The sequence below is a fragment of the Bifidobacterium sp. LH_558 genome (assembly GCF_056356295.1).
In genome coordinates this window covers 67,374-82,789 of record NZ_JBKETZ010000005.1, presented here as the reverse complement: position 1 = coordinate 82,789, position 15,416 = coordinate 67,374, and the positions used below count along the sequence as shown (strand labels likewise).

The following is a 15,416-nucleotide window of genomic DNA, read 5'->3' as shown; positions in this document are numbered from 1 at the left end:
CCGGCCGTGCCATTGGGACTGGTCGCGCTTCGCGGCGCCTCGAGCATTGCATCATCCGGAACCATGGCCACATGCCATTCATCGTCGCCAAGAACGCGACGCTTCCAGCCATCCTCGAGTGTGATTGTATGCATGAACCAAGCTCCTTTGCTCTAGAGACCATAGATATCACAGCCGATACGATTCAAGACCACTCATTCACCGCTTAAGCCATATCGCCGATATCGTTCTACACAACTATACACCATATTTAGTCAACAATGTTCTCAGTTTTCTGAGAAACACAATATTTTTCAAGTCATCATCGCAGTCTTCGAGCACAACCAAGGCCTTTTGACGAGCATTTTTGTATATTGATATACACTTTTCGTGTATAGTAATCGTTGACGTATTACATAGCATGCAGCGTCCAATGACGGATGCGGGAGGAACCATGGACATCGAAACCACTCTGCAATCACTCACGCTTGAGGAAAAAGCACGGCTCTGTTCGGGCATCAGCTTCAACGGCACATATGAGGCCCACGGCAAAGTACCGTCGATCAATCTGGTCGATGGCCCCGCCGGCGTGCGTCGTCAAGGAGGCAACGCCGATATGCTCGGAGCGTTTGCCTCCAATCCCGCCACATGTTTCCCTTCGGGTTCCACGCTGGCCAATTCATGGGACACGGAACTCACGTATGCAGTCGGAGCCGCCATCGGCGAGGAATGCCGCGACCAGAAAGTCGACGTATTGCTTGGGCCGTCGGTGAACATCAAACGCAGCCCACTATGCGGACGAAATTTTGAGTACTATGCCGAAGATCCGTTACTCGCGGGCAAATTGGCAGCCGGCTATGTACGTGGCGTCCAATCCAAAGGAGTGGGCGCCTGCGTCAAACATTTCGCTGCCAACAACCAGGAGACGAACCGATTCACCGTTGACGCGCAGATCGACGAACGCACGTTGAGGGAAATCTATCTGCCCAATTTCGAAATCGCCATCACCGAAGGACGCCCCTGGGTGGTGATGGGGGCATACAACCGGCTCAACGGCGAACATTGCTGTCAAAACGCATGGCTGCTGACCGACGTGCTCCGCGGCCAATGGGGATTCAAGGGAGTCACCGTCTCCGACTGGTCGGGTGTATGGGACAGGGTTCAGGCAATTGAGGCCGGACTCGATCTCCAAATGCCCTATTGCGGCGACGACTATATTCACGCCGTCATACAAGCCGTGCAAAGCGGAACACTCGATGAGGCCACACTCGACGAAACCGTGCGGCGCATACTCACGCTTGTCGATCAAGCGGTCTCCGGTCGCGCATCTTCATCATCATGCGATTACGACTCCCACCACACACTGGCATGCACCGCATCCATGGAAACCGCGGTTCTACTCCGCAATCGCCGCCATACGCTCCCACTGTCGCCTCACACCAAAATCGCATTGATCGGAGCGCTTGCACAGCAGGCGCGCATTCAAGGCGGCGGTTCCAGCAACGTCAATCCCACACATTCCCAAACCTTGGTCGAAACACTTGCTGCGACCGACCTCGATGTCGTCGCCGCACGCGGATATCGCATCAAAACAAACGCCGTCGATCACACAATGACGGACGAGGCATTGATGGCAGCCCGCGACGCCGACGTCATCGTATATGCGGCGGGCCTACCCGCCCTGGCGGAGTCCGAAGGCTTCGACCGAAAGAACCTCGACCTGCCTGCGAATCAAATAGCGTTGCTCGAAGCGCTCAAGGCCACGGGCAAACCAATCATCATGCTGCTATTCGCCGGAGCACCGCTTGCCGGCGATTGGCTCGACCTGCCCGACGCATTACTGGCCATGTATTGCGGCGGGCAGGGGCAAAGCGAAGCCGCGGCGGCACTGATCACCGGTACGGCGAATCCTTGCGGCAAACTTGCCGAGACCTGGCCGATCAAACTCAGCGACACCCCCTGCTCGCTCATCTACCCCCGGCCGGATACGGACTGCTATGCCGAAGGAGTGTTCGTAGGATACCGCTACTACGACACGAAAAACATGAATGTGCGTTTCCCCTTCGGCTACGGACTGAGCTACACAACATTCTCCTACGGCAATATGCAGGTGTCGAACAGCGAACCCACCGATGACGAGACGATCGAGGTGTCGGTCGACGTGACGAATACGGGCGGTTCCGCAGGCAAGGAAATCGTGCAATGCTACGTATTCCCCACTCACGCCGCCGTGCCACGCCCCGTCAAAGAACTCAAGGCATTCGAGAAGGTATCGCTTCAACCCGGCGAAACGCACACGGTGACATTCACCTTAGGCAAACGTGCCTTCGCATATTGGAGCGAACTCACCGATGATTGGCGCGCCGAAAACGGCACATACACCATCGCCGTCGGCGGATCAAGCGCCAACCTGCCGGTGAGCGCGACGGTTACGCTCACCGAAACCAACCCTCCCCGCCCGATCTTCACTCCGGAAAGCACCATCCGTCAGATCAGCGCCGATCCCAAAGGCGCGCAAATCCTCGCCGGTCTGATGAAGCAGGCGCACCCCACCCCAGACGAGAACGGCAAGCCGGACGATGCACCCACACGGAGCATGCACCCTCAGGAACCGCCCACCAGCTGCGCAAAGGACGATGACACTGACGATATGCCTTTTGACGCCATGGAGACAAGCATGGACATGCCACTCGCCAAAGTGGCCGACTGGTCGAACGGGGCACTGACCAGAGACAATCTCGATCGGATTCTGGCTGCGCTCAACTCCTAGAGCCAGCACACAAGACAGAGCACAACTCGCATAACGGGTTTCGCCTTGTCGATGGGCCGATGCCCGAAAAATAGCCAAAGCCGAACAAGCATGCGAGACAATCAACAACACCGTTCCGTGGACGATCCCTCCCGCAGAACGGAAACAAGAGAAGGAATGCCCATGAGCCATTACTGCAACCCGCTCGATCTCGATTACCGATATCAGTACGTTCAGCCAAACCCACAGATCTCCACCGACGCGCCGGACCGGATCTACCGTGAAGCCGCCGACCCCTCGATGGTATCGTTCCAAGGACGGTATTGGGTCTTCCCATCGATGACCGCCGGATTCTTCGTCTCCGATGACCTCGTCAATTGGCAATTCCATGAGTTTGTCGGCGGACCGGACGCGATACCGGTTGTCGATTATGCCCCCGACGTGTGCGTCGTCGGCGACTGGCTGTACTTCTGCGCATCCAAGATGGGCGAGAACTGCCCGTTCTATCGTTCCAAGGATCCTATACATCAGCCGTTCGAACGCATCGACGGAAGTTTCGATTTCTGGGACCCGGACTTGTTCCGCGACGATGACGGCCGCCTATACCTGTATTGGGGGTGTTCCAACACGACTCCGATTTGGGGCGTAGAACTCGATCCGGACACCATGCTGAAAAAGGGAGAACCGGTCGCGCTCATCTCGGGGGACGTCACGCATCGTGGCTTCGACCGCATCGGCGACGACCACCAAGCACCGAAAAGCAATGCCCAGATCGAAGCCGAAATCGACGCGATGGTCCAACGCATGATGGCCATGCCACTTGAGCAACGTCAGACGATGGGCATGGATGACGAAGACAAACTACGAGCGGCGGCACGGTCCTTCCTCGGCAATGACCCCTATATCGAGGGCGCCTGGATGACCAAGCACCAAGGCAAATATTATTTGCAATACGCCACGCCCGGCACACAATACAACGTCTACGGCGATGGGGTGTTCGTCGCGGACACGCCGCTTGGCCCGTTCACCTTGGCTTCCAACAATCCTTATTCATACAAGCCAGGCGGCTTCATGAACGGCGGCGGACATGGCTCCACGATGTGCGACGAAGACGGTCGGTGGTGGCATATCGCCACCATGGTGATCTCGGTGAACTACGACATGGAACGGCGGCTGGCTTTGTGGAAGGCCGGATTCGACGACGACGGAGAACTGTTCTGCGACCAGCGGTACGGCGATTGGCCCATCGACCCGCAAGCGCCGGCATGGAGCGAACCGGATTGGATGCTGCTCTCCTACGGGGCGGCGACGACCGTATCATCCGGAACCGACCGTGCGGCATATCTCACCGACGAGCATGCACGCACATGGTGGCGCGCGGATACGGCCGATTCCGGTCAATGGGCCATGGTCGACCTCGGCGCGCCCTACGACGTACGCGCGGTGCAATTGAATTTCGCGGACGAGGGCATCGTCGCCAAGCGGCCGGCGGATGCGCCCTCGATCAACGCGAAAACAGGCAACCGGGCAATCGATATGAAGCGCCACGCCACACGATGGCTGTTGGAGTATTCTCTTGACGCACAGACATGGGACGTCCTCGACGATCGGCTCGATCCCGATCGGACGGTTCAAGACAGACCGCATCCCTGTCTCGTGCATGAACAGGGCGTGGAGCTGCGCTATCTACGGCTGACGATCGCCGAAATGCCTTTCCGTCAACCGGCATGCGTGTCGGGCATCCGAGTATTCGGCGTTGCGCGGGGCTCGGCGCCTTCATCGCCTTCCAGAGTGGAGGCGGTACGCAACAACGGCCTCGACATGACCGTTTCCTGGCTGCACGACCCCCAAGCCGTCGGGCACAATGTGCTGTGGGGGTATAGGCCCGACAAGCTCTACCATAGCTCCATGGTGTTCGGTTCCGACACGTGCCACGTCGGCGCGCTTGTCGCCGGACAGGATGTATTCGTGCGCGTCGACGCGTTCAACCGCTCCGGAATCACCCACGGCACCACCATGCAAGTCACGCAACACGCATAAGCCCACCGATGCGCGTTCACTGATCGGAATAATCAAATAGCAAACGGCGTCCGCATCTTCAACAAAAGGATGCGGACGCCGTTTGGTTCAGCGAACATTCATCATTGCTCGATGCTCACCATGACATCGGCATGGAAGCCACGGCACCGACCATCAACATATGCGTCGCTGTTCACGCGATACTCGCCTTGCAACGGAAGATCATCGGAGGATGCGCCGACATATACATCGAAATCACCGGATTCGACTTTCCACCGACGATCGACGTCAAGCAATGCCATCTGACTGGCCCGCATCACGAAATGCACCGTGGCGGACTGACCAGCCTCCAAATGAACACGCTTGAAACCCGCCAACTCCATACACGGCCGCGTCATACTGGCATATCGGTCACGCACATAAAGCTGCACCACTTCGTCGCCGGCCATCGCACCGGTATTCGTCACCGTGGCGTCGATCCCCACCGTGGCGAGAGGATCGACCTCGGCATCCTCCATAACGAGATCCGAGAATTCAAACGTGGTATATGACAGGCCGTGGCCGAAGGCATACCGCGGATGATGCGGCATATCCACATAATCGGGGAATCCAACGCTTTCGCTTTGATGCGTCGACGAGCCATTGAGATGGTCGTAGAACACCGGTTCCTGTCCGGCGGAATACGCCACGCTTGTCGGCAGCTTGCCGCCGGGATTATTCAGTCCGGCAAGCGTCTGCGCGATCACTCGGCCACCGGTCTGCGCAGGATTCCATGCCTCGAGAATCGCATTGGCGTACTGGTCTGCGGCATCGCTGGAAATGGCTCGACCATCAAGATGAACAAGCACCAATGGTTTGCCGGTATGCCCGACCTCCTCGATAAAGGACTCCTGGGCAGGCGAGAGATTGATATCCGTCGCATCGACCCCTTCGCCCATTGAAGCCAGTGAAGCCGTGCTATATTTGCCTCCGACCGTAGCGATCACCACATCGGCCTGCCCCACGGCCTGCAGAGCCTCTTCGAAGCGCGACGTATCCGTACCGGAATGGTCGTAGCCTTGCGCGTAGATGAACGTCGCCTGCGGAAGCAGCGTCTTCAATTCGTCAAGCATTGTGCGGTCATCCGGACGATGTTTGCGCAACACGGCATCAAGCGCCGGATCGTCATCGGCTTGAATCTGCGTACCGGGAATCGCCGTGTAGTGCCGGCCATGCAATGTGCGATCGCCGCCGACGCCCGCCATCGATGTGGCCACGGCGACCATGCCCTCCTCCATGCTCAAATGCGTGTACCCGCCATAAAGATACCGCGAATTCACCGCATGCGGGCCGATCACCGCGATGGTCATGGGCTTGTTCGCGATGGGCAACGTGCCATCGTTCGCAATCAGCACCATCGATTCCTGGGCGGCACGCTCGGTGACCGACTCATCCGTCGCATGATGGAACCGATCTTCGAGAATCCGACCTTCGAGCGCGAATGGATGCTCGAACAACCCCATGCGGAATTTGGCTTCGAGCACGTTGAGGACGGCCCGATCAAGCAACGCCATATCGATGTCGCCGTCACGCAGACGTTCCTCCACCTCATCATTGAAGCATTCGCGATTGGGCAATTCCTGATCCATGCCCGCCCGCAACGCCATTTCACCGGCATCGGCAAGGCTTTCTCCCAGCCGCTGTGCGGTATGCACGTTGGTGATGGCGCTGTAGTCGGCCACGATAGTCCCGTCAAAACCCATATGCTCGCGTAATAACGTGGTCAGCAGCCAGCGGTTCACCGATGCCGGACGGTTGTGTATGGACCCGTAGCATGGCATCACGCCTTTGAGATCGGCTTCGGTGATTGCGCATTGGAACGGCTTGGCGTAGGTCTCCATTAATTCGATATCGCTGATTTCGATATTCGCGCCGTGGATACCGGCCAGCGAGTCATGGAATGCGCAGAAGTGTTTGGCCACCGCATCGCTTGCACGGCCATCCGGATCCGCTCGCTGGATGCCCTTCACATAGGCGGCGCCCATCGCGGCGGCCAGCGTCGAATCCTCTCCGTAGGTTTCGCCCATACGTCCCAAGCGGGCATCACGCGACACGTCGAGCACCGGGGCAAACGTGTGCGTAACGCCGATCGCACGCTCCTGCCTCGAGACGACATCGGCGACTTCCTCCTCCACTTGCGGATCCCAAGTCGAGCCGCGGGCGATGCCTGTCGGGAAACTCGTAGCCGTGGGGATATACGCACCGCACAAACCCTCCATATGGAAAATCGCTGGAATACGATGTTCGCTCAACGCCATTGCGCTTTCCTGCACACGACGTTGCCATAGGGCGGCCTCTTCAAGGGTGTTCATGCCTCTCATCGCCAAGCAGCTGATCGACCCCACACCATGAGGATACCGTTCGCGCATCGTGCGCAATGCGTCATCGTTGAACTCGTTTGGCATGAAGCCGACGACCTGTGCCATTTTCTCGTCAAGGCTCAATTCCTTGAGAAGATCAGCGGCCCGCTGGGCCGGCGTCAGCGTGGTGTCTTTCCATCGGGTGGTTTCAGTCATAGTCCTCGATCCTCCATTCGTCCTTCCATTCGATAGTCACCTGGCCATCCTCATGGAAGATAAGAGGAAGCCATACATACGTCGCCTGCGAGGTGTTCTGGCCATAGAACTCGAGCACCGGAGCGATGTCCAATCGCTTCGACGGATCGACGCCGGGAGCAAAGGCATCCGCAACCGACTGGGCGTAATCCTCGTAACGCACATTTCTCTCGGCGGCTTCCGGAATCCAGCGGTCGGCGCAAGCAATATACAGATCCTTCTTGCCAGGCACTTTGAACACCGAGGAAATCTGTGAATGGAACGACGTATGCGTGGGATCCGTAGGATGGGGATCGCCGATAACGGTGTATGGACCATGCCAGGTATCCGCCACGGCCACTTGCGAGGGATTGGGATAATATCCCGTCGTCCCCGAAGTGATGAGGTAATGCCGGTTATCCCTTGTGAAATGCGCGGTCGCCTCACGCACATAGGGCGGCCCTGGTTGCGGGAAATGCGTGCTGTAATAGCCGGTCACATCGGTATAGTCGTCAGTCAGATCGGCACAGATCGTTTCCGAATGGACGCGTTCGAAATAGTAATAGGCCTTACCGTCCGGAGCGACGGCCAGATCGAAATCGCCGGCATCCATGCCTAACGGCCGCAGGTTCTGCCGCACCCGTGTGTATGGGCCGAGAATGTGCGGGGCCGTGTACACGACGGACATCTGTCTGCCGTCGTCGTACATGCACTTGATCCAGCACACATATAATCCCGTGCTTCTGTTGAAGATGATATGGGGTCGGTCAGCAGGCAGCCGAGGGTTAAGCGGCGATAGGGGATCATCCGGTTCGGGCTGGATGATGACGCCTCGATCGGTCCAGTTATAGAGGTCGGTCGACGAATAACAGCGCATGCCCCAATGCGCTATGCCGTTGATGCCATCCGTCTTCTCCTTGTTTTCGCCGTACCAGTAGTACGTGCCCTGCTCGTAGAATATGGATCCTCCGTGAGCCTGGATGAGATTGCCCGTGGTATCACACCATGGACGTCCAGGTTGAAAGCTTTGATACATCATTTATGCCTTTCGGTTGATCACTGTGCATGTCGCACACAACATTGTGTAGAACGTTATATGAAACTATAGCATACTACGTCATGAATTATGACAATCACCACATCTGTTTTATGATTCAACCATGGATAGGACTCACAACGAGGAGCACAGCTCCGAAAAGAACAATGACGTATCGTTCACCAACGGAGTCACCATCAAGGACGTCGCCAAAGCAGCGGGCGTTTCGGTATCCGCGGTCTCAAAAGTGCTTCGAGATGCCTACGGCGTCAGCGACAACATGAAAGCCAAGGTCACGGCGGCCATTGAGCAGCTCGGCTATCGGCCTCGGGCGGCGGCACGTTCCATGCGCGGAAAGTCGTACTCCGTCGGCATCGTAATACCGGAGTTGTCATCACTGTTTCCAGTCCAGGTGGCGCAAAGCATCGTCGATTCCTTCGAGAAGACGGGCTACCAGCCATTGTTGGCGTCCAGTCCTTCGGACTGCGGATCCGCCGCCGAAGCCCAAAAGAAATTGATTCGATCACTTACCGACAGGCAGGTCGACGGGCTCATCATCATATCGCCGTTCATGGATATCGAATGGATCGAGAACCTCGCCGAAACGTTGCCCACGGTATTGGTGGCCCGCAACGGCATCGGCGCCCACTACGATTCAGTAACCGACAATGCATTCGAAGGCACACTGCGCATGGTGGATTACCTGATCGAGCTTGGACACCGTGAAATCGCCTATATCGGCATGCCCAGTTCCGATCTCAAACCGCCATATGTATTATCAACCGCGTCACGCCAGGAGGGGTACGAGCGCGGTATGACCATGCATGGCCTCAAACCCCATGTCATCGCTTCGTATTACTCCGAACAGGGCGGATACGAGGCCATGGAAACGCTGATGGCGGAGGACAAACTTCCCACTGCGGTCTTTGCGGGCGCGGATATCGCCGCCTTCGGAGTGATGCGCGCCGCCAATGAACACGGCATCTCCATTCCCAACGACCTTACCGTCGTCGGCTATGACAATGTGTTCGCATCGGGTCTGCACGGCGTCGGCCTCACCACGCTTGACCAGAAGGCCGAAAGCGTTGGATCCCAAGCCGCGCATCTGCTTCTCACACGTATGGAGGGGCGCACCGAGCCAATTTGCCGCATCGAAACACCCGAACTTATCATTCGCAGTTCGAGCGGCGAACCTCGGCGGTAGCCCTATCGAGTCAGAGCATCGTTCACGGGCATCAGTCGCTTACGCATACCGATAAGCTCGACCCCAGCAACGACTCGGGACAACCAACGACCCAGTCCAACCAACGACTCAAGTTGACAGTCCAACAAGAGCAGTTGGTCTGCTGACGCATCCGGAACCTCACCTTGGAATTTGCAATATTGCAGACACAAGCATACTATGAATTGTGTAGAACGTTTTCCATAAGATGCTGATCATCGTGGATGACAATATCATCATCGGCAAAGATCCAACGGAGGATTTATCCATGGTCCCTTCTCCCCAACACATAGCACTTGAACATTTCTCATCTCAATCCCCGATATTCACGATCGGGACCCCGACACCACGGTTATCTTGGCGATATGGCAGCGACACCGCAACGGATTTCGTCCAGCATGCCTACGAAATAGAAACGCACATCGGCGGCGTTGCGCACAATGTCATTATCCATTCCCCACAACAGGTGATGGTGCCCTGGCCCTTCGAGGATCTGCATGAACGGCAAACCATTTCCCTGAGCATTCGGGTCAGCGACGGCTCGGCATGGTCCTCATGGAGCGAACCATTCGCGTTTGAAACCGGCCTGATGGACAACGGCGACTGGCGAGGAACGTTCATCTCCCCCGTTGGCATCGGCGGACTTGACGCTCCGGCACCCGCGCTGACTTCCACCTTTGCGCTCGACCAGCCGGTGAAACAAGCACGTCTGTATGCCACGGCACATGGCATATATCAGGTCACCATCAATGGCAGGAGACTGGACGACACCGTTTTGGCGCCAGGCTGGACATCATATCCGGAACGTCTGCGCTATCAGGCATATGACGTGACTTCCCTTCTTGCTCATGGCGAGAACACCATCGAGGCTCTGCTGGGCAACGGCTGGTATCGCGGTCATCTTGGGTGGGAAGGCAAACGGGCGATTTATGGTGATCGGCTCGCTTTCCTTGCGCAATTGGAAATCACTTATGACGACGACACAACAGCCATCATCGCCACCGACCGCACATGGACGGCGCACAACAGTGTCATCATCGCCAACGACCTCTATGACGGCGCCACGATCGATTGTTCCCATCCTGCGGATTCCACCCGTTATCCCGTCGAGGAACTGCCGATGGACAACGTGTCGCTGGTCGCTCCGCAGGGCCCATCCATCCGACCAATCGAAACCAGATCCGCCGAACGCATCTGGACTTCGCCCACTGGGAAAATTCTCGTCGATTTTGGACAAAACGCAGTCGGCTGGGTCCGAGTCAATGCGCATACTGCCGCTCCCGGATCAACGGTGACGATCAAACATGCCGAAGTCATCGAACACGGAGAATTGGGAATCCGCCCATTGCGCAAGGCCAAGGCCACCGACACATACCTGCTCGGAGACGACACCGACATCACACTAGAACCGATGTTCACACTGCACGGCTTCCGTTACATCCAAGTCGAAGGTATGCCGCAACCGGATCCTCAAGACATTACCATGGTCATCGTGGGCAGCGAACTCACGCGCACCGGCTGGTTCGACTGTTCGGATGCACGGCTCAATCGTTTGCACGACAACGTCGTATGGAGCGAACGCGGGAATTTCGTCGATCTGCCCACCGATTGCCCCCAACGAGACGAACGCCTCGGCTGGACCGGAGATATCAACATATTCTCCCCCACCGCGCTCTCATTGTTCGACGTATCCGGTCTGCTACGATCCTGGCTGCGTGATCTCGCAGCGGAGCAATTCCCCGACGGCGGAGTCCCGCATGTGGTTCCGACGCTCAAAACCTCATATGAGGACAATCCGCCGGCGGCCGCTTGGGGCGATGCCGCCGTCACCGTGCCGTGGAACATCCATTGGGCGACCGGCGACCAAGACGTGCTCGCCGTGCAGTTCCCGAGCATGCGGGCGTGGGTGGATAAAGTGGAATCCCTGCTCAGTCCGAACGGCCTATGGGACACCGGATTCCAATTCGGCGACTGGCTCGATCCCGCGGCACCGCCGGACAACCCGGCGGCCGCACGCACCCCGGCGGCACTCGTCGCCACGGCATGCCATGCCCACTGTACGTCAATAGTCGCACAAGCCGCTGATACGATTGGCGAGGCCGACGCAGCAAGGCATTACCATAACATCGCCAGGCGTGTACGCGCCGACTTCCGTCGGGCATACGTCACAGCAGAAGGACATATCGATTGCGATTCGCAAACCGCATATGCCATGGCGGTGGAATGGGATCTGCTCGATAATGACGCGCAACGTCGGTATGCGGGCGAACGTCTTGCCGCGCTGGCCCGTTCCAATGGATACCATGTCGCCACCGGTTTCGTCGGAACACCGCTGATTTGCGATGCCCTTACCGATACCGGACACGTCGATGTGGCCATGCGCATGCTCACCGAGACCACATGCCCGTCATGGTTGTATCCCGTGAGCATGGGAGCGACGACGATTTGGGAACGGTGGGATTCCATGCTGCCCGATGGCAGCATCAACCCCGGAGAGATGACATCCTTCAACCATTATTCGCTCGGAGCGGTGGCCGATTGGATGCATCGCACGATTGCTGGGTTAACCGCGCTTGAACCGGCTTACCGTCTTATTCGTATCGCACCGAAACCTCTGGGAGACCTCACGCACGCTTCGTTCACCCATAACAGTCCATACGGGCGTATCGCAGTTGAGTGGACACGTGCGGACAACGGGACTATCACCGTTCGCGCGGCAATTCCGGTTGGCGTAACCGCCGAGGTCCCATTCTTAAGCAGCGTCGACGCGAATGGTGCCGATGCGGGTGCTGATGCCATTCGCGATGGCAACGTTCCGACGGTGGGTCATGGCACTTATGAATGGTCGGTGGGCGAAGACGTGCTGATGCACCGGTAGCTGATCCAGCACATTGGAATACGCAATCTCATACGGGTCGCATTGATGAATCGAGTCTCGTATGAGATTGCGATTCCGGGTTAAGTGACACAACGTGGGTCTTACATCCAGTATGAAGGATTGCCGTGCAACGTGTGTCGCGGGGTCTGTAATGCCCGGGACGGTAATCCGGCGTCATGGTCGACCTCCCTGTGTTTCTCGCTTCTATCGACGCTCGATGAACGGGCGTAGCATCGTGGCTGTGCCGGCGGCGAGCAGTGCGAAGACGGCACCGGCCGGGCCGAGCCATGCAAGACCGACCGTATCGTTGACCACACCGCCCACTGCCGAACCGAGGGCGATGCCGATGTTGAAGCTCATGGAGTTGAGCGACGCGGCGAGGTTCAGCGATCCGGGATGCGACTGCGCGGCCACGTCCATATACAACACCTGCGAGGCGGCGTTCTGCAGATACATGAGCATGCCGAGCGCCACGAGCAGCAGCGCGCCCGCACCGGGCATCCACGAGGCGAACGCCAGCAGGCATAGACATACGGCCTGCACGCAGTAGATCGGTCGGATATGGGTGAGCGGCTCCACTCCCCTACCTCGGTCGGCGAGTTTGCCGCCATACAGGTTGCTCCATAGGCAGGCCACGCCGTAAATCACCAACCCGAGACTCAGGTATCGAGTCGGCACGCCGATTTCGTCGCGCATAATCGGCGTCAGATACGTATAGAACACGTAGCTGGCCGCGGCACCAAACATCACGTCCAGCACGCCCAACTGGATGCGGCGATCGAAGAACAGACGGAATTGCCTCAGGAACCCGATCTTCACCGGATGCGAGTTACGCGGCAGCACCATCACCATCGCCGCCATCAACGCGGCGGTGAGCACGGAGATCAGATGGAAGGTCCATCGCCAGCCGAACGAATCGGCGATCCAGGTGCCCACCGGCACACCCACTACGGAGGCGATGGAGAAGCCGGAGAACACCCATGCGATGAACTGCGTGCGGAACCGCTCCTGCGTCACGTCGGGCGCGTAGGTCATGGCCATCGCGACCAACGTGCCGGAGACGGCGGCAATCAGCAGTCGGGCGACCAGCAGCACCGGATAGTTCGGCGCGAACGCACATAAGACATTGCCGGCGAGGAACACCGTCATCAACGTCATATGTGTGACGAATCGCGGGAACCGCGCGGTGATGGCGGAACCGAGCGGCGTGCAGGGCGCGTAGAAGAACGCGAACACCGACACCAGATTGCCGACGGTCACCTCGGTGACGCCCAGTCCGCGTGCGATGTCCGGCAGGATACCCACGACGACGAATTCGCTCATGCCAAGCATGAAGCTCGCGGCGATCAGCATCGTCACCGGCAGCGTGAAAAAACGATCGGGCGAGGATGTCGCCCGATCGGATTGCGTTGCGTTGTTGTTCACAGCGTAATTGCTCGCTTACAGCTTGGGCAGGTACTTTTTCAACTCGAACGGAGTGACCTGACGGTTGTATTCCTCCCACTCGTGACGCTTGTTGCGCAGGAAATACTCGAACACATGCTCGCCGAGCACATCGGCCACGAAATCGGACTTCTCCATCACGCGCAACGCGGCACCCAACGAGGTGGGCAGCGGTTCGATGCCCATCGCCTGACGTTCGGCATCGGTGAGCTCCCACACGTCGTCGCTGGTCGGCTCGCCCAGCGTCATCTGTTTCTCGATGCCGTCGAGGCCTGCGGCCAGCAGCACAGAGTAAGCGAGATACGGGTTGGCCACCGGGTCGAGACCACGGAACTCCATGCGCGCGGAATTGCCCTTGCCGGGCTTGTACTGCGGGATGCGCAGCAGCGCGGAACGGTTGTTGTGGCCCCAGCAGATATAGCTCGGAGCCTCGTTGCCGCCCCACAGGCGCTTATACGAGTTGACGTACTGGTCGGTGACGGCGCAGATCTCCGCCGCGTGGGCCAGAATGCCGGCGGCGAACTGGCGGGCGGTCAGGGACATGTTGAACTCCTGACCGGCCTCATAGAACGCATTGGAGTCGCCTTCGAACAGGCTCAGATGCGTGTGCATGCCGGAGCCGGGCGCATCGGCGATCGGTTTGGGCATGAAACTCGCATGGATGCCGCGTTCGAGGGAGATCTCCTTGACCACGGTGCGGAAGGTCATGATGTTGTCGGCCGTGGTGAGGGCATCCGCGTACCGCAGGTCGATCTCGTTCTGACCGGGGCCCGCCTCGTGGTGCGAGTACTCCACCGAGATGCCCATCTGTTCGAGCATGTTCACGGTGGCGCGGCGGAAGTCCATGCCGGGGCTGCGCGGCACGTGGTCGAAGTAGCCTCCCTCGTCGATCGGGGTGGGAGCCTTGGACCAGTCGTCCTGGCTTTCGAACAGATAGAACTCGATCTCCGGATGCACGTAGAAGGTGAAGCCCTTCTCCTTGGCCTTGGCCAACGCGCGCTTAAGCACGTGACGCGGGTCGCCCAGACTGGGCTCGCCTTCGGGGGTGAGCACGTCGCAGAACATGCGGGCCGTACCCTGAGGGCCGCCACGCCACGGCAGGATCTGGAAGGTGGAGGGATCGGGCTGGACGATCATATCGTCCTCCGAAATACGAGTCATGCCTTCGATCGCGGAACCGTCGAAGCCAAGCCCCTCCTCGAACGCGGCCTCCAACTCGGCCGGCGCGATGGCCACGGACTTCAAGGTCCCCAACACATCCGTGAACCACAAGCGAATAAAACGCACGTCGCGTTCCTCGACCGTGCGCAGTGCAAACTCCTGCTGTTTATCCATAGTCGCCTATCGTTCCACACCCGTGTTACGACCCTCGTTAACACGCGCGATTCCCACCGCTCGCGTATCGTACGACGGATCGCAAGCGCGATTGTCTTCCGATTTTGTCTCGCCAATGGCGCGGGAAGAGCATGCCATGCGCACGTCCACGTCACACGCTGGGCCACACGCCGGCCCATACA

General features: G+C 58.4%; 8 protein-coding genes. 4 read left to right on the top strand and 4 right to left on the bottom strand.

What is annotated here, in order from left to right:
• Positions 1 to 433: 433 nt before the first annotated feature.
• Both AC1AV0_RS07675 and AC1AV0_RS07670 read left to right on the top strand, forming a co-directional pair.
• On the top strand, positions 434 to 2,749 hold the full coding sequence (locus AC1AV0_RS07675; RefSeq protein ID WP_476572721.1) for a beta-glucosidase: 2,316 nt from the start codon (positions 434 to 436) through the stop codon (positions 2,747 to 2,749).
• A 162-nt stretch (positions 2,750 to 2,911) separates the two neighbouring features.
• Positions 2,912 to 4,768: a family 43 glycosylhydrolase gene (locus tag AC1AV0_RS07670; protein ID WP_476572719.1), complete on the top strand. Its 1,857-nt coding sequence runs from the start codon at positions 2,912 to 2,914 to the stop codon at positions 4,766 to 4,768.
• Between the two features lie 101 nt (positions 4,769 to 4,869).
• On the opposite strand, the gene AC1AV0_RS07665 is transcribed toward AC1AV0_RS07670, so the two are convergent.
• Positions 4,870 to 7,302 carry a glycoside hydrolase family 3 N-terminal domain-containing protein gene (locus AC1AV0_RS07665; protein WP_476572717.1) on the bottom strand — a complete coding sequence of 811 codons (2,433 nt, stop codon included), beginning with the start codon at positions 7,300 to 7,302 and terminating at the stop codon, positions 4,870 to 4,872.
• Positions 7,295 to 8,356, bottom strand: coding sequence for a family 43 glycosylhydrolase (locus AC1AV0_RS07660; RefSeq protein WP_476572974.1), 1,062 nt, complete (start codon positions 8,354 to 8,356; stop codon positions 7,295 to 7,297). Before AC1AV0_RS07660 ends, AC1AV0_RS07665 begins: the two co-directional genes overlap by 8 nt.
• A 124-nt stretch (positions 8,357 to 8,480) precedes the next feature.
• On the opposite strand from AC1AV0_RS07660, the gene AC1AV0_RS07655 reads away from it, so the two are divergent.
• Together AC1AV0_RS07655 and AC1AV0_RS07650 are read left to right on the top strand one after the other, a co-directional pair.
• A complete protein-coding gene (locus AC1AV0_RS07655; RefSeq protein ID WP_476572715.1) occupies positions 8,481 to 9,560 on the top strand; it encodes a LacI family DNA-binding transcriptional regulator in 1,080 nt (359 codons plus the stop codon).
• Between the two features lie 226 nt (positions 9,561 to 9,786).
• Entirely contained in the window at positions 9,787 to 12,456 is a 2,670-nt protein-coding gene (locus tag AC1AV0_RS07650) for a family 78 glycoside hydrolase catalytic domain (RefSeq protein WP_476572712.1), read from the top strand.
• Between the two features lie 204 nt (positions 12,457 to 12,660).
• On the opposite strand, the gene AC1AV0_RS07645 is transcribed toward AC1AV0_RS07650, so the two are convergent.
• A complete protein-coding gene (locus tag AC1AV0_RS07645) occupies positions 12,661 to 13,809 on the bottom strand; it encodes an MFS transporter (RefSeq protein WP_476572972.1) in 1,149 nt (382 codons plus the stop codon).
• Between the two features lie 87 nt (positions 13,810 to 13,896).
• The gene (gene glnA / locus AC1AV0_RS07640; protein WP_476572710.1) at positions 13,897 to 15,234 is read right to left on the bottom strand and encodes a type I glutamate--ammonia ligase; all 1,338 of its coding nucleotides are present in this window, start codon (positions 15,232 to 15,234) and stop codon (positions 13,897 to 13,899) included.
• Between the last annotated feature and the right edge of the window lie 182 nt (positions 15,235 to 15,416).